The 17,619-nt window shown below is 68.8% G+C and carries 22 protein-coding genes; 7 read left to right on the forward strand and 15 right to left on the reverse strand.

The genetic code is table 11. From position 1 onward, the window contains the following. Window positions 1-36: 36 nt before the first annotated feature. Window positions 37-861: an SAM-dependent methyltransferase gene (locus FCN18_RS37000; protein WP_137097356.1), complete on the reverse strand. Its 825-nt coding sequence runs from the start codon at window positions 859-861 to the stop codon at window positions 37-39. A gap of 341 nt (window positions 862-1,202) precedes the next feature. On the opposite strand from FCN18_RS37000, the gene FCN18_RS37005 reads away from it, so the two are divergent. After that, a complete protein-coding gene (locus tag FCN18_RS37005) occupies window positions 1,203-1,718 on the forward strand; it encodes an NUDIX domain-containing protein (RefSeq protein ID WP_323808405.1) in 516 nt (171 codons plus the stop codon). 20 nt (window positions 1,719-1,738) lie between these two features. On the opposite strand, the gene FCN18_RS37010 is transcribed toward FCN18_RS37005, so the two are convergent. From FCN18_RS37010 to FCN18_RS37050, 9 genes are all read right to left on the reverse strand, one after another. Continuing rightward, the gene (locus tag FCN18_RS37010) at window positions 1,739-2,290 is read right to left on the reverse strand and encodes an NUDIX hydrolase (protein WP_137097357.1); all 552 of its coding nucleotides are present in this window, start codon (window positions 2,288-2,290) and stop codon (window positions 1,739-1,741) included. Beyond that, complete coding sequence (locus FCN18_RS37015; protein WP_137097358.1) at window positions 2,287-3,129, reverse strand: class I SAM-dependent methyltransferase; 843 nt, start codon at window positions 3,127-3,129, stop codon at window positions 2,287-2,289. Before FCN18_RS37015 ends, FCN18_RS37010 begins: the two co-directional genes overlap by 4 nt. 72 nt (window positions 3,130-3,201) lie before the next feature. Then, window positions 3,202-4,125: a DUF2797 domain-containing protein gene (locus FCN18_RS37020; protein ID WP_137097359.1), complete on the reverse strand. Its 924-nt coding sequence runs from the start codon at window positions 4,123-4,125 to the stop codon at window positions 3,202-3,204. 31 nt (window positions 4,126-4,156) lie between these two features. Next, window positions 4,157-4,852, reverse strand: coding sequence for a dTMP kinase (locus tag FCN18_RS37025; protein WP_137097360.1), 696 nt, complete (start codon window positions 4,850-4,852; stop codon window positions 4,157-4,159). A 20-nt stretch (window positions 4,853-4,872) separates the two neighbouring features. Next, window positions 4,873-5,940, reverse strand: coding sequence for a hypothetical protein (locus FCN18_RS37030; protein ID WP_170200648.1), 1,068 nt, complete (start codon window positions 5,938-5,940; stop codon window positions 4,873-4,875). After that, window positions 5,940-6,770, reverse strand: a complete 831-nt coding sequence (locus FCN18_RS37035) for a hypothetical protein (protein ID WP_206078083.1) — start codon at window positions 6,768-6,770, stop codon at window positions 5,940-5,942. The genes FCN18_RS37030 and FCN18_RS37035 overlap by 1 nt, the downstream gene beginning before the upstream one ends. Then, the gene (folE, locus tag FCN18_RS37040; RefSeq protein ID WP_137097361.1) at window positions 6,755-7,474 is read right to left on the reverse strand and encodes a GTP cyclohydrolase I; all 720 of its coding nucleotides are present in this window, start codon (window positions 7,472-7,474) and stop codon (window positions 6,755-6,757) included. The genes FCN18_RS37035 and folE overlap by 16 nt, the downstream gene beginning before the upstream one ends. A 137-nt stretch (window positions 7,475-7,611) precedes the next feature. Then, window positions 7,612-8,337, reverse strand: coding sequence for a 7-carboxy-7-deazaguanine synthase QueE (locus FCN18_RS37045; RefSeq protein ID WP_323808406.1), 726 nt, complete (start codon window positions 8,335-8,337; stop codon window positions 7,612-7,614). Continuing rightward, window positions 8,313-9,002, reverse strand: coding sequence for a 6-pyruvoyl trahydropterin synthase family protein (locus tag FCN18_RS37050; RefSeq protein ID WP_137097362.1), 690 nt, complete (start codon window positions 9,000-9,002; stop codon window positions 8,313-8,315). The genes FCN18_RS37045 and FCN18_RS37050 overlap by 25 nt, the downstream gene beginning before the upstream one ends. Before the next feature lie 275 nt (window positions 9,003-9,277). Between FCN18_RS37050 and FCN18_RS37055 the strand changes: the two genes are divergently transcribed. Together FCN18_RS37055 and FCN18_RS37060 are read left to right on the forward strand one after the other, a co-directional pair. Then, window positions 9,278-9,811 carry a GntR family transcriptional regulator gene (locus FCN18_RS37055; RefSeq protein WP_137097363.1) on the forward strand — a complete coding sequence of 178 codons (534 nt, stop codon included), beginning with the start codon at window positions 9,278-9,280 and terminating at the stop codon, window positions 9,809-9,811. Window positions 9,812-9,841: 30 nt separating this feature from the next. Next, complete coding sequence (locus tag FCN18_RS37060; protein WP_137097364.1) at window positions 9,842-10,570, forward strand: GntR family transcriptional regulator; 729 nt, start codon at window positions 9,842-9,844, stop codon at window positions 10,568-10,570. Between the two features lie 98 nt (window positions 10,571-10,668). Here FCN18_RS37060 and FCN18_RS37065 read toward each other — a convergent pair whose 3' ends face one another. Beyond that, on the reverse strand, window positions 10,669-10,989 hold the full coding sequence (locus FCN18_RS37065; RefSeq protein WP_137097365.1) for a hypothetical protein: 321 nt from the start codon (window positions 10,987-10,989) through the stop codon (window positions 10,669-10,671). Between the two features lie 26 nt (window positions 10,990-11,015). Further along, window positions 11,016-11,219 (reverse strand): hypothetical protein, encoded by a 204-nt coding sequence (locus tag FCN18_RS37070; RefSeq protein WP_137097366.1) that lies wholly within the window; start codon window positions 11,217-11,219, stop codon window positions 11,016-11,018. 348 nt (window positions 11,220-11,567) lie between these two features. Here FCN18_RS37070 and FCN18_RS37075 point away from each other — a divergent pair, with 348 nt between their 5' ends. The 3 genes from FCN18_RS37075 to FCN18_RS37085 all read left to right on the forward strand — a co-directional run bounded on the left by FCN18_RS37075 (window position 11,568) and on the right by FCN18_RS37085 (window position 14,673). After that, complete coding sequence (locus tag FCN18_RS37075; protein WP_137097367.1) at window positions 11,568-12,875, forward strand: XRE family transcriptional regulator; 1,308 nt, start codon at window positions 11,568-11,570, stop codon at window positions 12,873-12,875. Continuing rightward, window positions 12,872-13,765: a phosphotransferase enzyme family protein gene (locus FCN18_RS37080; protein WP_137097368.1), complete on the forward strand. Its 894-nt coding sequence runs from the start codon at window positions 12,872-12,874 to the stop codon at window positions 13,763-13,765. The genes FCN18_RS37075 and FCN18_RS37080 overlap by 4 nt, the downstream gene beginning before the upstream one ends. 233 nt (window positions 13,766-13,998) lie before the next feature. Continuing rightward, window positions 13,999-14,673 carry a 3'-5' exonuclease gene (locus FCN18_RS37085; RefSeq protein WP_137097369.1) on the forward strand — a complete coding sequence of 225 codons (675 nt, stop codon included), beginning with the start codon at window positions 13,999-14,001 and terminating at the stop codon, window positions 14,671-14,673. 127 nt (window positions 14,674-14,800) lie between these two features. Here FCN18_RS37085 and FCN18_RS37090 read toward each other — a convergent pair whose 3' ends face one another. After that, the gene (locus FCN18_RS37090) at window positions 14,801-15,379 is read right to left on the reverse strand and encodes a kinase (protein ID WP_137097370.1); all 579 of its coding nucleotides are present in this window, start codon (window positions 15,377-15,379) and stop codon (window positions 14,801-14,803) included. 57 nt (window positions 15,380-15,436) lie between these two features. After that, a complete protein-coding gene (locus FCN18_RS37095; RefSeq protein WP_137097371.1) occupies window positions 15,437-15,793 on the reverse strand; it encodes a hypothetical protein in 357 nt (118 codons plus the stop codon). Window positions 15,794-16,025: 232 nt separating this feature from the next. Here FCN18_RS37095 and FCN18_RS37100 point away from each other — a divergent pair, with 232 nt between their 5' ends. Further along, window positions 16,026-16,346: a hypothetical protein gene (locus tag FCN18_RS37100; protein WP_137097372.1), complete on the forward strand. Its 321-nt coding sequence runs from the start codon at window positions 16,026-16,028 to the stop codon at window positions 16,344-16,346. 70 nt (window positions 16,347-16,416) lie between these two features. Here the strand turns inward: FCN18_RS37100 and FCN18_RS37105 are convergent, their stop codons facing one another. Next, complete coding sequence (locus FCN18_RS37105; protein WP_137097373.1) at window positions 16,417-17,613, reverse strand: helix-turn-helix domain-containing protein; 1,197 nt, start codon at window positions 17,611-17,613, stop codon at window positions 16,417-16,419. Window positions 17,614-17,619: the final 6 nt, after the last annotated feature.

Here is a 17,619-nt window from a genome sequence, read left to right on the forward strand (position 1 = left end):
GTGTTCGGTTGGTGCGGTGGCCCGCGTCGCGCCAGGTCAGGGCTTGGTGGCGATCGCGGCCAGTCCGAGCGCGCGGGTCGGTGCCGGTGTGGTCAGGGCAGGGCCGTCGGGCCACCAGTCGTCGAGCGCCACCAAGCCGGGGGGCAGGAGCTGTAGGCCGTCAAGGAGAGCGTCGATCTCGGTTCGGGTGCGGTAGCGGCCGGAGCCGGGGCAGCGGGTTTGCCACGCGGTTTCGAGAGCGCGGGCGGCGTCGTGCCCCGGGCCGATTTCGGGGTCGAACCAGTGGCTGACCGCGACGGCGGAGCCGGGGGCGAGGGCGTCGCGGTAGGTGGCCATGAGCTTGTCGGGATGGGCGTCGTCGTCGACGTAGTGCAGGGTATCGGTCAGCAACACTGCGATCGGTCGGCTGAAGTCGAGCAATGCACCCGCAGCGGGCACGAGTTCTTCGGGGTAGGTGTAGTCGGTCTGGACGACCAGTACGCGGTCGTTGTCTTGCAGCAGGGCGCGGCCGTGAGCCACCACGATGCAGTCGGCGTCGGCGTAGACCACCCGGGCCTCGGGATCGTGGCGCTGGGCGATCTCGTGAGTGTTGTCGATCGGTGCGGGCAAACCGACGCCGCAGTCGAGGAACTGGTCGATACCGCTGGCGGCGAGGTAGCGCACCGCGCGGGTGTGCCAGGCACGCTCGGCCCGCACGAGATCACGAAAGCCGGGGGCGGCGTGTTCGAGTTCGGCCAGCAGTTCCCGGTCGATGGCGTAGTTGTCCTTGCCGCCCAGCGCGGCGTCCCGCACCCGGGCTAACCCAGCCCGGGTGGTGTCCAGCGAGGGACACCACGGGTGCGTGCTGGTGATGTGCGCCATGACTGGCCTCCCCGAGGGCGGGTTCGTTCACCCCGACTCGAACGACCCCCTTGACACTGTAACTTCGTGTGCGGATGTGGCACCCGTGCGCCGCTGGAGTGGAGCGACGGGGGCGCGACGGCCCGGTGCCCCGTCGGGCTGAGGGTGTGACCGGGATCCGCGGCGCCCATGACGCGGAGGGGTGGGCGCGTCATCCCCGCAGCGGCCGGGCCGGTGCATCGTGGTCGCCGCAGGCATGACCTGCCTGAACCTTCAGGCCGTTCATTAGCGGGCTGGGACACGGCGGGCGGTGCTCTCGTCAATGTCTGTGGCGGCTGCGACGTCGGCTTAGGCTGGGCCAGGTGATTGACCAGTTGACCGTGGAAGCGGCGGTCGCCGATGCCCGCCTTGCCGCGATGGAGTTCGATGACGCCCAGGCGTGGCTGCGCGCCCATCAGACGCTGATGGAGCCGCTCGCGGCCGAGGTCTGGGTCACCGACCCGACGTACAGCCACGTCCTGCTCGTGCGGCACCGCGTGCGTGGATGGGTACCGCCTGGCGGCAAGGTCGAGCCGGGCGAGACGCCGCGGGCAGCTGCGGCCCGTGAACTCGTGGAGGAGGCCGGTGTAGCGGGCGAGTTGCTGCCTGTCCCGGCCGCGGTGGCTGTCCGCTCCTTCCGTGCCGACTGGGCGCCGACGCTGAGCCTGTCCTACGGGGCCGTCGTCGGCCGTGATGTGCCGCTCGGCGGAGAGGCTGGGCAGCCGTCGAAGTGGGTCGACCTGGACGAGATGTGGGAGAGCGTGTTTCCCGAGGACCGCGAACGTATCCGCGCGTACGTGCGGCGATTGGCAGCGGGCAACGTAGTGGGGGCGCACTGAGGCCCGTGGTCGGCGCACGGTCAGAGGACCTTGTCGATCAGACTCAGGATGTCGTCGGGCAGCGTCACCAGTTGGAGCTCGTGCAGGAATCGAACCCATACCGGCTCCAAGCCGGGCTCCGCGGTGAACTGCTCCTCGCTCAGCTGCCCTCCGGCATAGGCCGCGGTGCGGTGCGCGTACTGCTGGAGCTGGTCTTGGTGCAGCCATCGTGGGGCGCGCACCTCTTGGGCAGAAGGTCGGACCGGTCCAGACGTCTGGGCCCGATAGATCCACCACTGATGGCCCACGCGGTCCCTGGTTGGCCGGCGGCAGTGGTTGGGCCGCCATGCGCTCAGCAGCAGGTGAAGAGAGGTGACGGTCAGGCCCACTTCCTCGGCGACCTCAGTGTGGGCGGCTTGCTCGGGCCCTCCGTGCTGGTCGACATGACCGGCGACCGGTGCGATCCCCGCCGGGGGCCTCGCCCGTTTAAAGACCAGCAGCCCGGCCGGCGAGGAGATGAGCACACCGACGGCCGCGTGGTCGCAGTACTTTGTCCCGCTGCCGCGGCTACTGACCGGCGGCGGGGCGGTCAACGTTGTTCCCTGGGTCGCTGCGCGACCACCACGAGCCAGCTCGTCACGGTTGGCGCGTCGGGCGTGGTCAGCGAGTACGCCTTGTCGAGGATGTCCGTCCGCTGAGCGTGGGTGAACTCGCCGTCGGGTCGAGCGAAGACCGGAATCGACAGCCACGCCTTCTTCTCGGCCATGGTGCTGTGCTGGGCGACGACCTCGGTGTCGAGCACGGTCAGCCCGGCGACTGACAGGTGCTCGGCGATCGTGTCCACCGACAGCTTGGGAGCTGCCTCGACGGCTGGAGGCGGCGGGGCGTAGCCGTAGTCACGGGCCGCGACCTGACGGATCAAGGTGTTCAGCGACGGTCCGGTGCGCAGGCTGGTCTCGTCGGGGTGGCGGATGCCGGCAAAGCCGCCGCCGACGTTGAACACGAACCGGCCGCCGGGTCGTAGGACCTGGTGGACGGCGGCGAACACCCGTGGCACGTCGGTCTTCCAGATCGCGGAGTTGCACACCACGGCGTCCGCCGCGCCGGGAACGTGGTCGGCCAGGTCTTCGGCTGGGGCGGTGACCCAGGTCAGGCGCGGGTCGGCCAGGGTGCGTCGGCCAACGCGCTGCATGGCGGCGGCGGCGTCCAGGGAGACGACCTGGGCGTCGATCGGGACGAGTTCGAGGATTGCCTCTGCGGTCGCGCCGGCTCCGCCGCACAGGTCGACCACCAGGCGGCCGTCGGTGAGCTCAGCGCGGCGGGCAAGGTCTCGGCTGGTGGCCGCGTACATGGGGAAGTCACGGGTGAAGGCGGCGTACGCCTCTGCGGTGGTGTCCTCGTCCCAGCCGAGAAGGGCGTCCAGGGGTGCCATCGCGGGTACCTCGCTTCAGGGGTGCAGAGCCAGGCTCTCGGCAGACGGACGCGATGAGCCAGCCGGGGTCGGTTAGAAGAGAGAGTTCTGGAAGGCGGCGACGGGCGACGTGAACGGGCCGAGCGTGATGCGGCGACCCTTGAGGGTGCCGAGGTCGAGCACGTAGTCCACCTCGTCGTCACCGTCCAGGACGGCCAGTATCTGGGTGCCGACGCACGAGACGACGGTGAAGCCGTGCTCGCCGTCGCGCAGGTCGTGTGGATACAGCATCCGTACACCGGCGGCGACGCGTATTCGGTCGCCTTCGGCAGGAGGAGTCCACTTCTCCAGCATTGCCGGGGTGTCCATGGCGGCGAGCGCGTCAGCGGCACGGGAGACGTGGTGGTCGTGGGTCGCGCTCGCGGTGGACAGGTCGGTCAGGTTGGCCAGCGCCTTGAGCTTGGTTGAGGCCCGGACGGTCTGGGGCATCTGCAGGCCGCGGGTGATGGCGTCTTCGAGGTGGCGTACGGCCCGGCCGTCGGACCTCTTGGTCAGGTAGGTGGCGATCAGGGCGCCCTGCTCGTCGAGGCGGGATTGCTTGCGTGGTTCGGCTGCGGTGCCGACCTTGGTGGCGCCGTCGGCGAAGGTGGCGAGGTAGAGCCAGTGCGGCTGGTCCATGTACTGGCGCAAGGTCTCGGGGACGTTGCCGTCCTGGTGGAACTGGTGGGCGAAGCGGAACTCGTCCTGGCGCAGACAACGGGCGCACTGGTCGCTCTGCTCGGTCGGCGCGCGGTCGGGGCACGCGAGGGCCTCGACGCGCACCGTGTCGGCGAACTGATACCGGCCGGTGCACCACCGGCCAGTACCAACCGCGAAGCCGAGTCGCTGGTTCATGATCTCGGCGTAGACCAGCGGCCCGTCGTCAGGCAGCGGGGCCAGCAGCAGCCGGGGATCTCCTGTCGCCCAGGTGATGCCGTGGCACACGTACTCGCCGTCGGTCGGTCGGGTCACTAGCATTGGTGCGTTCCTCGTGGTGGCTGCGGGCGGGTCAGATGGCGAGCTGGAGGCGGTCGGCGAGCGCGTCGGCGGCGGTCTTGAAGACCGCGTCGCGGTCCATGTCGGTCACGTCCATCGACAGCCATCCGCTGCGCTGCTCGTGCTCGCGCAGCTTCGCGAGAACGACGTCCTGGTAGCGGATGAAGTCCTCGTCCGCGCCGCCGGAGTGGCCGGTTTCCAGGGAGCTGAATTCGCCCTTGCGGGCGAGCGCGTCACGGGCGCTGATGCGCAGGAAGAACACCAGGTCCGGTTCGGTGAGGTGGGCGAAGACCTGCTCGGCCAGGCTGGTGGAGACGTCGGGATTCACCGCGTAGCGAGCGAGGATCTTGTGGTGGGCGTTGTCGAGGATCACGTGTGTTCCGGCGGCGAGAGCGGGCTGGATGACGAGTTTGTCCTGGAGGGTGTACCAGGCGGCCAACGCCAGCAGCCAGTAGTGGTCACCGCACGCCTGGGCGATGCGTGCGTCGCGGCGATAGACCAGGGCGTTGAGCTGATCGACGTAGGCGGACAACTCCGGGTCCATCGGGACTTCGGTGCTGTGCTTGCCGATCAGGATCGTTTCGTGGCCAGCCTCGGTGAGCGCTTGGTGCAGGCGGGCGGCGAGGGTGGACTTGCCCGCGCCGTCGATGCCGACGACGGTGATCTCCCGTCCGCGCGTGGGGTTGAAGAAAGGTGCTGCGTTCGTCATGCGGTGCTCCTCCAAGGGGTTCAGATCGGCCGGGCGGCCAGTCGGTTGGCGATGACGTCTTGGATCTGTCTGATTAGGACGGTGCGGCGCCGGACAACGTCGCTGTGCCGCTCGTTGGACAAGTCCGCGGGGTAATGGCGAGCGAGGTTGTTGGAAATGACATGCAGATAACCGAAGTCGATTCCGGCGTCGCGTGCTGCCACCCCCATGGGGCCGATCTCCGGATCGACGAAGGCGTGCTCGGCGTGCTCGGTCAGCCAGTCCCTGTTCTCCAGCAGGATCGAGGGCGAGGTGACGTGGACGCCCGTGTGCACGCCCGGTTGTGCAGTGGCGAAGTCACCGAAGAAGTCGGGCCACGTCACGACGCTGCCGCCTACGAGGCTTGTGTTTCCGGTGGCAAGTCGCGTGTTGGGTTCGATGTCGGGGTTCAGGGCGCCGACTTTGCCAACGTAGACGACGTCGCGGGCACCGAGCTCCGCCAGGCGCGTGACGACTCGCCCGGCGACGTCGCCCCAGATGCTGTGCAGGAAACCGAGGTAGACCACCCTGCGGCCGTGGACCTCGGTGCGTTGCCAGGCGTAGCCGTGGCCGTGGTTCCACACACCGTCCGGCGGGGCGAGGTGCGCCAGGCCCCAGCCGACGATCACGAGATCGCCGTCGAGGTCGAGAGTGAGTCGCTTCACCGCTTCACGGGATACCGCGGGGTCGGGAAGCGCGTAGGTGACGGTATCAACCGCCTTGCCCATCATGGCCAGGTAAGTGGCGATGATCAGCGCATAGTGGTGGACGTAGTCGGCACCGGGGAATGCCTTGACGATGAGGGCACGCCCTTGGATGTCGGCGGTGGGGCGCTCGAAGTTGAACAGCTTGCCGGTCTTCTCGTGCGCGGAGATCACCGCTTGGCGGTCGTAACTGCCGACGACGTGAATGCTGTCCCAGTCGTGGTCCTGGATCAGGTGGTGCACCTTGATCTGGAGGTAGCGCAGAAGGCGGTCCGGGGCCATGGTGTGCCCGTCCACCGCGATGGGAGAACTGCGCAACGCCGAGTCGGGGCGTGCGGGCAGGACTGCATTGGCGAGCAGGTTCATCAGGCGGCCTCCGGGATACGGACGCTGCTGCCGGCCGCCTCGCGGACGACGGCGATGTTGCGTCGGATCAGGTCGAACCGTTCCTCGGGGATGGGGCCCAGGTCCTCGATCCGAGGAGTTTTGGGCTTCTTGTAGGGGCCGCCGGGCAGCATCGCGATGCCCATCGCGCCGAGGATGACCGGCGCTGCGCCGTCGACCGAGGCGATCCATTCGTGCTCGCGCTGTTCGACGAGTTCCAGGTGTCCGGTGCGGCCGAGGCCGAGCAGCCGATAGACGATCCTGTCCTCGATCATGCCGTGGTCTTCCAGGTACTGGGTGGCCGCCCAGCGGGTGCGGCAGAGCTGGTCTTCGGGGGCGGGGCGCCGGGAGGCGGGCAGCGCGATTGCTCCGACGTAGTCGCTGGAGGCGAAGTAGTCGTAGCAGTGCAGCCACTCGTGATCGTCTGCCGCGTGCAGCACGACGCACAGGCGGAACTCGTCGCTCAGGTCAAGGATCTCGCGGGCGGCTTCGTCGCTGGCCTTGATGGTGGCGAGTCCGTCGCGCATGACGTCCGGGAGAATGATCTCGCGGGCGTCGACTATGCGGGCTGCCGCGATCAGGTCGGCGGCCGGCAGGGCGTGGCCGAGATCGAAGACCCCGTTGTCGACAATGATCTCCGCGCCCCGCTGGGCCTCGCGATGGAAGAACGCGCGGTAGGCAGCGTCGGTCAGAACACGCTGGGCCGCCACGTGGTGGACGCTGGCGGGCTCCTGCGCGACGAAGGCGTTCAGGTAGTCCGGCGGCGCGATCGCGGAGAAAGCGATGCTCTTAGCCATCAGACGGCCCTCCACCTGTCGGTGGCGAGAGTGAGGAACTGTTGGGAGAGCACAGGATCGCTCTCGAACCGGCCGCTGGCCTGAAGTGTGGTGGTACGAGCTGCCTCCATCCGCACGCCCCGCGCGCTCATGCACAGGTGCGTGCCGCGGACCGCGACGGCCACGTTGGTACTGCCAATCACGACGGCGATCTCGTCCGCTACCTGCCGGGTGAAGCGCTCCTGCACCTGAAGGCGACCGGCGCACTGCTGTGCGATGCGGCCGAACTTCGACAGGCCCATCACCTCGCCGTCCGGCACGTAACCGACTGCGACGTCCAGGTTCATGGGCAGCAGGTGGTGCTCACACAGCGACCAGACGCTCATACCGCCGATCACGACCAACTGGCCGCTCAGGTGCTGCTCGGTGAAGCAGGTCGGCGTGGCCGACGGCTCCGGGGAAAAGAAGCCGCTCCACCACGCGGCGACCCTGGCCGGCGTGTCCGACAGGCCCACCCGTCCGGGGTCCTCGCCGATCGCGGCGAGGAGCTGGCCGACAAGATCGGCGACGCGCTCGGTGTCGACCGGGCCCGGCGACGCCAGATCCTGGCTGTCGCTGGGAACCAGCCTGTCGAGAGTGTTGGTCACGGACTTTGCCTCGCTTCCGGGTTCGGTAAATCGGTCAAAAGACGTCAGCAGCGGCTCGGGGGAGTGCCCCGGCGCGCAGGCGCTGCGCGGCATGCCAGCGCAGCGACGACCGCGAGCATCACGGTGGCCTCGGTCAGGTCATCGGAAGGCATCCTTCAACAGGAGGTCACGGAGTTTTTGGTGCTGGCACGGGAAACCGCGCGATCCGGTGTTCAGTCTGGGAATCGGTGTCACCGCGCTCCGGTGAGAATGTGCAGGCGGGTGGAGACGTTCCACCCGCGATCAGTGGCCGGGCCGTAGAGCGCGTCCATGCCAGCCAGAACCTTCTCCTGGGTGGTGCCTTCCGGCATCACCCACACCGGAGCCAGCTGGTGCTCCTCGACGAGCTGGGCGATCTCGTCGAGGTCGCGGTCGGGCTCGACGACAACGAACTTGAACACCGCGCGGTCGGTCGCGGCCAACGCCGAGAGGGCCTCGGGCTTGATTCGGGCGGAGTAGGTCATGCCGGAATTCGCGAGTTTCGGACTCACCACCCAGAGGTCGACCAAGGAGGCAAGTTCCGGTGTGGGCGCAATCGTGCCGTTGGTTTCGACCTGCACCCGCACGTTCGCCAGGCCGCGGGCGAGGGCGGTCATGGCGGTCCGCTGCAACATCGGCTCCCCGCCGGTGATCACCATCATGTCCACGCCGCGCTCACGCACCCACGACACCAGCTCGGCGATGGGGACTCTGTCGCTGACCTCGGCCGGGTTGTACCTGCTCCAGTCCCAGCTCTCCGGGGTGTCACAGAAGCCGCACCGGAGGTTGCACCGGGAGAACCGGACGAACACGCAGCGCTGCCCGGTCCACGGACCTTCGCCCTGAAACGACTCGAACCGCTCCGTGAGAATCGCGGAACCCTCTACACGTCCGGGAGCCAAGGCCGGCGTGTTCACGAGGCATCGCCTCGCTCCCACAGACCGGTGGTCGTCCCCGAGTCGACCCGTACGGATACGAGCCGACCGCGGATCTCCGGCTCGACGTTGTCGACGAACCAGCCAGCCAGGTGAGCGACCAGCGCAGGGCCGGCAGCACGTAGCCCCGCGTCGGCGTCAGACGCCTGGAGGTACGTCCCGAACGGCTTCAGGTCGCCGAAATCGGTGATGAACCCAACCTCGTTGAGCCCGTCCGCCCCCAGCACCAGCGCGACGTCGCCGTGGCTGGTCTTGAAGGTCTTCGAGATCGTGACCTCACCGGTGACGCCGTCACAGCGCGCTGAGGTGGTCGCAGTCTCCGACACCACCATCTCGACCAGCGTGATCGGCATCGCCGATTCCATGTTGTCCCGGAACCACTCGGCAAGGTGAGCAGCGAGAAGCTCGCTCGTCGGGTGGAAGGTGACCTGCTCGTTGAGCAACCGGTGGTCAAACGTCGCGGCCAGATAGTCCCCGAGAGGCGACAGGTCTCCGGGGGCGTCATCGTGCACAAGCGCCGAGGCGGTCACCGTGTAGTTGTGGCCGTGATTGCGGCGACATTTGTGACTGGCCGGTAACTGCCTCAGCTCGTGGCTGGCGCTGAAGCCGAACGACTGCGAGATGGTGACCTGGCCGTCCGCCACACACTTCTCCTCAGTGGCCTTCATGTAGCCCTCCTTCCTCGGTCATGCCGAACGGCACTCGGACGATGTGCGCTGGCGGCCGAACTGTCTTGCCGGGCCGGATGACGCAGCGGCCGGAAGTTCGGGGGTCGAACGGAGTTAGTGACGTTCTGTAGTACCTTCACTACAGACGACTTTACTGCGATATCAGAAAGGTGACAAGGTTGACGCTGCCTGAACGTCCTGGGTGGCCTTGCTGCCTTACGACTAAGGTCAACGGTGGGAGCACCCCCATCCGTAAGACGCAAGGAGGGCGAGCGATGACGAGCGCCGGCCCGTGGACGAGCGTGTCGATGCCCTACGTGAGCGGCCATCGCGGCGACGCCTGGGGCGCCGAGGCGGCAGAGCACGGCGGCACGGGAACTCAAAAGCTGCTGAGTGTTGACGAGGTGGTCGCCTCCGCGGCGGTCGCCGACATGCTGGGCCTGGCTGCGGGCGAGGCGGTAGTCGTGCGGCGCCGTCTCATGCTGTTCAATGACCACCCGGTCGAGCTCGTCGACTCGTACTACCCCGCGAACATCGCTCGGGGCACCAGGCTGGCCGAGCCCCGCAAGATCCCCGGTGGTGCCGTTGCCCTCCTGGCTGACCTCGGTCATCCGCCTCGCCGCGTCCGTGAAGACGTCAGCGCACGCTTGGCGACACCAGACGAACGGGCCGTGCTGGAGCTGGACGACCCGTCGTGTGTGCTGCTGCTCGCTCGCGCGCTCGTCTCCGAGAACGATCTGCCCGTCGAAGCCAGCGTGATGACGATGGTGGCCGAGGGGCGACGGCTGCGATACGAGCTGACGCCATGACTGCCCCGACGGCGTCTCCAGGAGTCGGACTTGCCTCGCACCCGTGACATCCGGCCCCGGCATCAGCAAATCGCAGCAGAACTGCGCGATCTCATCATGCGCGGCGAGCTGAGCCCAGGTACGCAACTGCCGTCCACCGCGCAACTCGTCGAGCGGTACGGCGCAGCGAACGCCACCATCCAGCACGCGCTGAAGGCGCTCAAGGACGAAGGCTTCCTCGACAGCCGTGTCGGCAAAGGCGTCTATGTCCGCGATCGGCGGCCGTTCATCATCGACGCCTCCGCCTACATCAAGCCTGAACCAGGCCGGTTCCGCTACCAGTTGCTCAACGTCGACAACGTCATCCCACCGGCGGACATCGCCGACGGATTGCAACTGGCGCCGGGCGCTTCCGCGATCGTCCGCACCAGAATCCTCTTCCACGACGAGCAGCCCGTGGAATTGTCCGCGTCGTACTATCCCGCCGAGATTGCCGCCAACAGCAGCCTGGCCAAGGCCGCGAAAATCCGCGGCGGCGCACCCCAGGTCCTGGCCGACCTCGGCCTTCCTCAGAGGACCTTCGTCGACCGGATTTCGGCACGCCCCCCGACGGTGGAGGAAGCCGAGACGCTGGACCTCCCGGATGGGACGCCGGTGATCCGGCAGTTGCGTGTCATCTACAGCGACAACGAACGCCCCGTCGAAGCCTCGGTCCTCATCAAGGGCGCACACCTGTACGAGCTGCTGTACCGCCAGACCGTAGAGACCGAGTCGGGCTAGAGCCACGATGCCACGGGTTTCGATTTCAGCCACAGCAACTGCATTGGTGACAACCTCCTCATCGGTCACGCCCAGGAATTACGAACCGGTCCGATACCTCAATGCGGCAGGAGGCGGAGCCGGTGCCGTCCGGCTCGATCAGCGCCGGACGGTGCGTCGTCGCCGATGAGCTGCTGGTGAGCCGTCTCCCACACGGTGCACTCGCTGCGCCGCCATCGGCGCGAGCAGCGGGCACACTGACCGCGGGCGTCAAGTGCGTGCTGGTCGAGCAACTGCCGCCACGCGGTTGTCAATCGGGCGATCTCCGTTTCGGCCAAGGCGGCTTTGGAGGGCGTGTCGCCTGTCGCAGCCAGGACGTCGAGGTAGTCCAGCCGGTCGACGACAGCCCGCCGCAGCGTGGCGGTGAGTACCTCGTCCATCGGAATGGCTCCTTCTACTCGTCTGGTTAGCGTCGCTGCCGCTGGGGCCAGAGGCGCTCGTGCAGCTCGCTCGGCACGAACTCGGCGAGGCGCAGCCCGGCGGCCAGCAGACGTCGAGCCGCGTCGTCGAACAAGGTGCAGGGCCACGGATCGGTCGAGCAGCACGGGCAGAGGTAAGGCTGATCGGGCGGTGGTAGATGACGAGCGGCCTGGTCGACAACCTCGGCCATCCGGCCTATTGGACTGTCGAGCGCGACCACGACGGCCACACAGTCCCGCCACCCTTCCGCCACGGTTCACGCGCCCCGCGCCGACCCCGCCGACGTGCCCACCGCTGACCAGCTCTGACGATCGACGCCGCTTCTGGCGCGGCGTGGACCGTGGGCATGCCGGGCGATCACTTCTGCCATGGTTCGACCCTTACCCGGGCCCACGGCGGGGCCAAGGCGCGGACGTGGGACGTCAAGGGGAGGATTCGGGGAGGGTTGCCATCCTCCCCTGTCGACCGATGGTGTTGAGTTGACCACGAGCTGTGTCAGGATGGGGCAGGTCAGCACGTGGGAGGGCGACCCGCACCAATGGACAACGATGAGCTCCGGCAGGCTCGGGAACGCACCGAGTCCCCGACGCAACCGGGCGAGTGCCTGTCTCGTCAGGAGCTTGCTGACCTGGTCAATCAGCACATCGCGGTGCACCACGAGACGCAGGCCGTGACTGATGCCAACTACATCGGCAAGCTCGAACGCGGCGTGATCCGCTGGCCCGGCGCGCTCTACCGGGAAGCGCTGCGAGCTGTGCTGGGGGCCTCCACTGATGCCGCGCTGGGCTTTACCAACCGGCGGCGAACGGTGGTAAAGCTGGCGGACGTGGACCGCAAGCAGTTCCTGCGCAGCGTCGGCCTCGGTGTCGGCGCGCTGACACTGGCTCCCGTCGCCGCCCGGCTGCAGGGCAGCGAACCTACCCCCGTCCCCTCCCGGGTCGGCACCGCCGAAATCGGACAGATCGCCACCGCGGCGAAGGTGTTCGCCAGCTGGGACCACACGTACGGCGGCGGCCTCGCGCGCGAAGCCGTCCAAGCCCAGCTGCAGTGGTCGGCCGGTTTGCTCGACGCCAGCTGCGACGAGGCGCTGCGAGGCCCGTTGCGCAGCGCGATCGGCTACCTGGCCCACACCTGCGGGTTCATGGCCTTCGACGCCTACGCCCACGACGACGCCACCCACGCGTTCCAGTTCGGCCTCGCCTGCGCTGAAGAGGCCGGCGACTGGCACCTGCGCGCCAAGATCCTCTCCTCCATGGCGCGGCACGCGATCTGGATCGGCAAACCCGACGAAGGGCTGACCTGGATCGAGCACGCCCTGGTACGCGCCGACCGGCTCACCGCGACCGAGCGGGCAATGCTCCACACCGCGCACGCCCGCGCGCTGGCCAAGATGCGCCGCACCCGTGACGCCCTTGCCGCCGTCGGCCGCGCTGACGACGAGTTCGCCCACGCCACCCCCGCCAACGATCCGCCGTGGATGGCCTACTACGACCATGCCCAGCACGTCGGCGACACCGGCCACGCCCTGTTTGACCTCGCCGTTCACGGTCACCGGCCGCTCGACGCCACCGCGCGGCTGACCGACGCCGTCACCGGGCACACCGACGCCTACGCCCGCTCCCGCGCGATCTCCCAGATCAAACTGGCCACCTTGACCATGGCCACCGGTGACCCCGCCGAGGCTGCCGTCATCGGCCAGGCCGCGCTCGACATCGCGGGCACCGTGCGCTCCCGCCGGGCCGCCGACGACCTGCGCGAGCTGTCCCGCTACGCCCACCGCCACAGCCGCACGCCCGAGGTCGCCGCCTTGCGCCAGCGCATCCACACGGTGGTCGCCGCGTCGTGACCACGGCTGGAACCGACGAAGCCGAGAAGGTACTGCGCGACGCCTGCGACCAGGCAGGCATCGACGCGCGGGGCGCTGAGCCCATCCGGCTCGGCGAGAACGCGATCTTCCGGCTCGCCGGCGGCATCGTCGCCCGCATCGCCCGACCCGGCCAGCTCGACGCCGCCACCCGGGAAGTCCGCATCGCCCGATGGCTCGCCGACCACGACATCCCCGCCGTCCGCGCCCTCGACGACCTCGGCCAACCCATCGAGGCGCACGGGCGCGCGGTGACCTTCTGGCACGAGCTGCCCACCCATCACAAGGGCACCCCTGCTCAAGTCGCGACGGCTCTGCGCCGCCTGCACGACCTGCCGGTCACCGGGCAGCACCCGTTCTCCGCACTGGAGCCGTTCGTCCGCCTCGACGAGCGCATCGCCGCCGCCACCAGCCTCACCGAGGACGACCGCGCCTGGCTGCACCAGCACCTCACCACCCTGCGAGAGAGCTACAACCGCCTCCCCGCCGGCCTGCCGCACACCGTGCTGCACGGCGACGCCTGGGTCGGCAACGTCGTGGCCACCAACGACAACCAGGTCGTGCTGCTGGACCTCGAACGCGCCTCCATCGGCCCACCCGAATGGGATCTCGTCTCCACCGCCATCAAGCACACGAGCTTCGCCTGGATCAGCGCCGCCGACTACCGCGACTTCTGCCACCGCTACGGCCACGACGTCACCACCTGGGACGGATTCGCGCTCCTGCGCGACATCCGCGAACTCCGCATGACCTGCTACCTCGCCCAACACGCCGCCGAGAATCCCCACGCGCACCAGGAAGCCGCACTCCGTGTCTCCTGTCTACGCGGCCGGAACGGGCCCCGCCCCTGGTCCTGGTCGCCCGCGTCCTAACCCTCCCGCCAGACACGCCGGCCGACGTCCCCACGTCGCGGCGAACGGCGTGGTTGTGGCCGAGGTAGCGGGGCGTGCCACCACCGAAATAGCGTGTGCGGACCCGAAAGGTGCTGCGGTGACTGGATTTCATCGGAACAGGTGGGCCAGCGAACAGGGCCGACCACCGACGCGTCGCCTACCGGCGGCAGGGTCTCGGCAGTCGCCGATGTCCCGTTCGGAGGGCGCTGGCAATGAGCTTGGTTGATCTCGGCGGCGATCCCAGGATGCGACGGACCCGGCTGCTGGTCCTCGACTTCGAAGGACTCACCCCGGCCGGACGTTCGCCGGAACCGATCGAGGTCGCCGCGACCAAGCTCGAATACCGCAGCGGCGCCCTGGTCGAGATCGACAGGTTCGAGTCGCTCATCCAGCCGCCCGCGGGCATACCGGTGACCTGGCGCGAGCGCGCGGTCGGCTTCACGCCGGCGATGCTCGCCGACGCGCCACCCGCCAGGGAGGTCATGGCCGCCCTCGACCGGCTACTGCCCGCGCCCGATGACGAGACTGCGAGTTGGCCGTACCGGGTTGTGGCACACGGAGCGGCCACGGAGCGCACCCTGATCTACGGACAACGCCAGCACTGCCCGAACCTCGCGGCGACACCACTACTCGACAACGTCCGACTCGCCCGCACCGTCTTGACCGGACTGACGCATCACGGGCTCAACGACGTCGCACGCCACCTGGGCATCCCGATACCCGCCGACCGGCACCGGGCGATGGCCGACGTCGAACTCACCGTCACCGTACTGACCCGCCTGCTCGAACTGGGTGCGTGGCGTGGTCTGCACGACCTCGAACGCGACGCTCGGCTGGAGCCCAAGCACCCGGCGACAGACCCCGCCGAGCAGGAGAGCCTGTTCTAACCGACCCGCGACTCGACAACTGCCACGCGGCTGTGGTGCGAGGTGCTCCTGATGGGGAGTTACAAGCTTGGCCGCGTCTGCCAGATCTACACCGTCGCGCGCTGAGCGGACCGGAGCGCGGCGGCGGTCACCCGTCGGTGGCGCTGCTCAAGGCGACAGGAGCAGCCGGGTCGGGGTCTCGCTTGTGCTGCTGGTCGAAGACTTCGGCGAGGATGCGCCAGACAGTGTCCTGCAGGCTGGAGGTCGGCGGGACGAGCTGCTCGCCGTCGAGCCCGAGCAGGTCCCGTGCGCGGTACCACTCGCGCATGTGCTCGGGGCCGAACTCGGCCGCTTGCGGCCGGGTCGCGTGCCGGCGCAGCGACTCCTCGAACGAGACGTCCAGGTAGTAGACGCCGGTGCGGCCGCGGTGGTCGACGGCGAGTTCGGCGAGCATGTCGCCGTAGCGCTCGGCATGCAGGATGCCTTCCACGATCACGTGCAAGCCGTTGTCGAGGGCGTAGCGGGCCACGGTTGAGAGGAGACCGATGTTCACGCCGCCGGGCACGTCGCGTTCTTTGAGGATGGTCCGGCGGATGACGTCCTGGGCCGCCACGGCGCAGGTCCGGCCGAGGTGTGCACGGACCGCCAGCGCCACGGAGCTTTTACCCGATCCCGAATTGCCGCGCACGATCGCCAGGCGCGTGGACTCCGATCCGGTGGGTGCCATCGGCAGAAGTCTAGGCGGCGGGACCGTCCCAACGAGCCCGTCGCGCGCGGTGTGTTGTTATCGCTGGGTGTCCTCACGCGGCCACCAGCGCACGGCACCATCAATGAGGTCGGCGGTGTGTTCGGGCGCGTCGTCCGGGTAGGTCTCCCAGCGGGATTCACCCGGTCCGTCTTGGACACGGATGCCTTCGGTGTAGACGGCAAACAGGAAGGCTCCGGCCGTGCCGTGAGGGCGCTGGTGGACCCAGTCCGGCATCGCCGCGGTGGGCAAGGTCTGCTCGATCCAGCGGCGGGCCTCGTCCTCGGTGGCGGCGTCGTGTTCGGCGACGCAGGCGACGTTGTCGTCATCGCCGATGCCCAGCAGGATCGCCGCGCCGAATCCGGTGCGGACCTCGGTGGTAGTCGCGGTGCTCAATTCGGTTCCCCCTCGCGTGCTTCGGCAGGAACTTTCAGCATGCGCCCGTTCTGGCGATCCTGCCAGTCACCTCATAGGGCCTTGTTCTCGGCATCGTCGCCGGTCAGCGCGGGCGCGGGTGTGGCATTGCGGTGGTACTTCGGCGCTGCCGTGCCGCGGCATTCTGTCGGTCGCCGTGTGCTCGACGGCGCACGAAAACCTGGGAGAACACGAGAGACGAGGCGGCAATTCAGTGGATAGTTCGATCACGCAGCTGTACATGCAGGTATTCCTCGTTCCCGATCGCTCCCTTGCGGGGTTGGCGTTGCTGGTGGGCGTGTGCACCGGGATCACCGTGTGGCGGATGGCGTGGAGCGCCTACATTCCGGGGTTGACGCGCAGCTGGTACTGGTCGCACGTCGCGCGGGCGGTGCTGCTGACCGGCGTGGCTGTCGTGGCCTGGCCCGCCGTGATCGTCCTGGTCACCTTGTGTCAGTTCGACGGCCCGCGAGCGCCGATCGAACGGTTCGTGTTCGGCAAGCGGCCGACCGTCGAGGATCCCGGGCAGGCGTGACCGTCCGCTCGTCGTCGCGCGACGTGTCCGCCAAGCGGGGGCGCCGGTCGCGGTCCGGACGGGCTCTGGTTCAGAGCTGGATTCCGGCCCAGCGGGCGAAGGTGGCCAGGGAGTCGGAGCGGCGGCGGTCGTGGTGGGCGAGGGTGACCACCGTTTCGTGGACCTGCGGGTGGTAGCGGGTCAGCTGCGGCGCCAAGGCGCGGGCGGTGTTGAGTTCGGCCAGGACCTGATCGCGGCGTCCTTGCAGCAGGGCCGCTCGGGCAAGGTCGACGTGGTGGTGTCCTTTCCGGGAGGCCAGGGTGCCGGGAGGCAACGAGGTGTTGCGGGCCAGCGCAGTGGCGCCGTCGCCGAGTTCGACGGCGGCGGCCACGGAGTGGATGGTCACGTTGGCCGGGTCGAACGCGGTGTCGTAGAAGTCCGTGCCGGGCTCGAGAATGCGGGCGCAGCCGGCGGCTTCGGCCAGGTGCGTATCGGAGGTGGCGCGGTCGCCGGAGCGGGCGGACAGGATCGCCGAGCGCAGGTGGAGATAGCCGCGCACGGTCAGCGACGCGGGATTGGCAGGTTCGGCCTCGGCCAGGGACCGTCCGGTCGCGGCGAGGCGCTCGGCGGCGGCGTAGGCGCCTCGGTGCATCAGGGGCAACCCGATCTCGCCCTCGCACAGCGCGGCCAGCAGCGGATCACCCGAGGCGCTCGCGGCGGTGGCCGCGCGTTCGGCGGCTTGCCCGGACAGCGGTGAACCCATGCGGTGCAGACAGATCGTGACGCACTGGTAGAGGTGGGTCAGCAACGCGTGCGCCCGCTCGGCCTCAGCGCCCGCACGGGCATGAGCGGCGGCGGTGTGCAGGGCGGCGAGCAGATCGGGCATCATCGCCGACGAGCGGTCGTACCGCGATTTCCGCTGGAGGTCGGCGACCGTGTCCACCGCCCGCGCCAGGGTGCCCACGGGACATGGCGGATCGTCGGTTGCCAGGGCGGGCCCCGCGATCACAGCGGTCTCCAGCTCGGCGATGCCCTCGCGTTCGGTACCAAACTGCGGGCTGGGCTGCTCGTAGAGGTCGTAGACGGTCAGGTTCAGCGCCCGCGCCGCCGCCGCGACGAACGCCGGAGACGCCGGTTTGCGGCCCTGCTCAACCTGGCGCACCAGCGAGACCGACACGTGCATCCGGGCGGCGAGCTGCCGCTGGCCCAAGTTCGGGTGCAGCTTGCGCGCGGCCCGGACTCGCCGCCCGACCCCCGCCGGCCCACGGTCCTCCTCAGCTGCTGCCATGGCCAC

The sequence above is a fragment of the Prauserella endophytica genome, assembly GCF_005146945.1.
In the GTDB taxonomy this organism is placed as follows: domain Bacteria; phylum Actinomycetota; class Actinomycetes; order Mycobacteriales; family Pseudonocardiaceae; genus Prauserella_A; species Prauserella_A endophytica.

What these genes read in the sequence shown, in the direction of transcription:
- FCN18_RS37000 (WP_137097356.1), bottom strand. Translation starts at nt 861, where the DNA reads ATGGCGCACATCACCAGCACGCACCCGTGGTGTCCCTCGCTGGACACC.
- FCN18_RS37015 (WP_137097358.1), bottom strand. Translation starts at nt 3,129, where the DNA reads ATGGCACCCCTGGACGCCCTTCTCGGCTGGGACGAGGACACCACCGCA.
- FCN18_RS37020 (WP_137097359.1), bottom strand. Translation starts at nt 4,125, where the DNA reads ATGCTAGTGACCCGACCGACCGACGGCGAGTACGTGTGCCACGGCATC.
- FCN18_RS37025 (WP_137097360.1), bottom strand. Translation starts at nt 4,852, where the DNA reads ATGACGAACGCAGCACCTTTCTTCAACCCCACGCGCGGACGGGAGATC.
- FCN18_RS37030 (WP_170200648.1), bottom strand. Translation starts at nt 5,940, where the DNA reads ATGAACCTGCTCGCCAATGCAGTCCTGCCCGCACGCCCCGACTCGGCG.
- folE (WP_137097361.1), bottom strand. Translation starts at nt 7,474, where the DNA reads ATGCCGCGCAGCGCCTGCGCGCCGGGGCACTCCCCCGAGCCGCTGCTG.
- FCN18_RS37050 (WP_137097362.1), bottom strand. Translation starts at nt 9,002, where the DNA reads ATGAAGGCCACTGAGGAGAAGTGTGTGGCGGACGGCCAGGTCACCATC.
- FCN18_RS37055 (WP_137097363.1), top strand. Translation starts at nt 9,278, where the DNA reads ATGACGAGCGCCGGCCCGTGGACGAGCGTGTCGATGCCCTACGTGAGC.
- FCN18_RS37065 (WP_137097365.1), bottom strand. Translation starts at nt 10,989, where the DNA reads ATGGACGAGGTACTCACCGCCACGCTGCGGCGGGCTGTCGTCGACCGG.
- FCN18_RS37070 (WP_137097366.1), bottom strand. Translation starts at nt 11,219, where the DNA reads ATGGCCGAGGTTGTCGACCAGGCCGCTCGTCATCTACCACCGCCCGAT.
- FCN18_RS37075 (WP_137097367.1), top strand. Translation starts at nt 11,568, where the DNA reads ATGGACAACGATGAGCTCCGGCAGGCTCGGGAACGCACCGAGTCCCCG.
- FCN18_RS37085 (WP_137097369.1), top strand. Translation starts at nt 13,999, where the DNA reads ATGAGCTTGGTTGATCTCGGCGGCGATCCCAGGATGCGACGGACCCGG.
- FCN18_RS37090 (WP_137097370.1), bottom strand. Translation starts at nt 15,379, where the DNA reads ATGGCACCCACCGGATCGGAGTCCACGCGCCTGGCGATCGTGCGCGGC.
- FCN18_RS37105 (WP_137097373.1), bottom strand. Translation starts at nt 17,613, where the DNA reads ATGGCAGCAGCTGAGGAGGACCGTGGGCCGGCGGGGGTCGGGCGGCGA.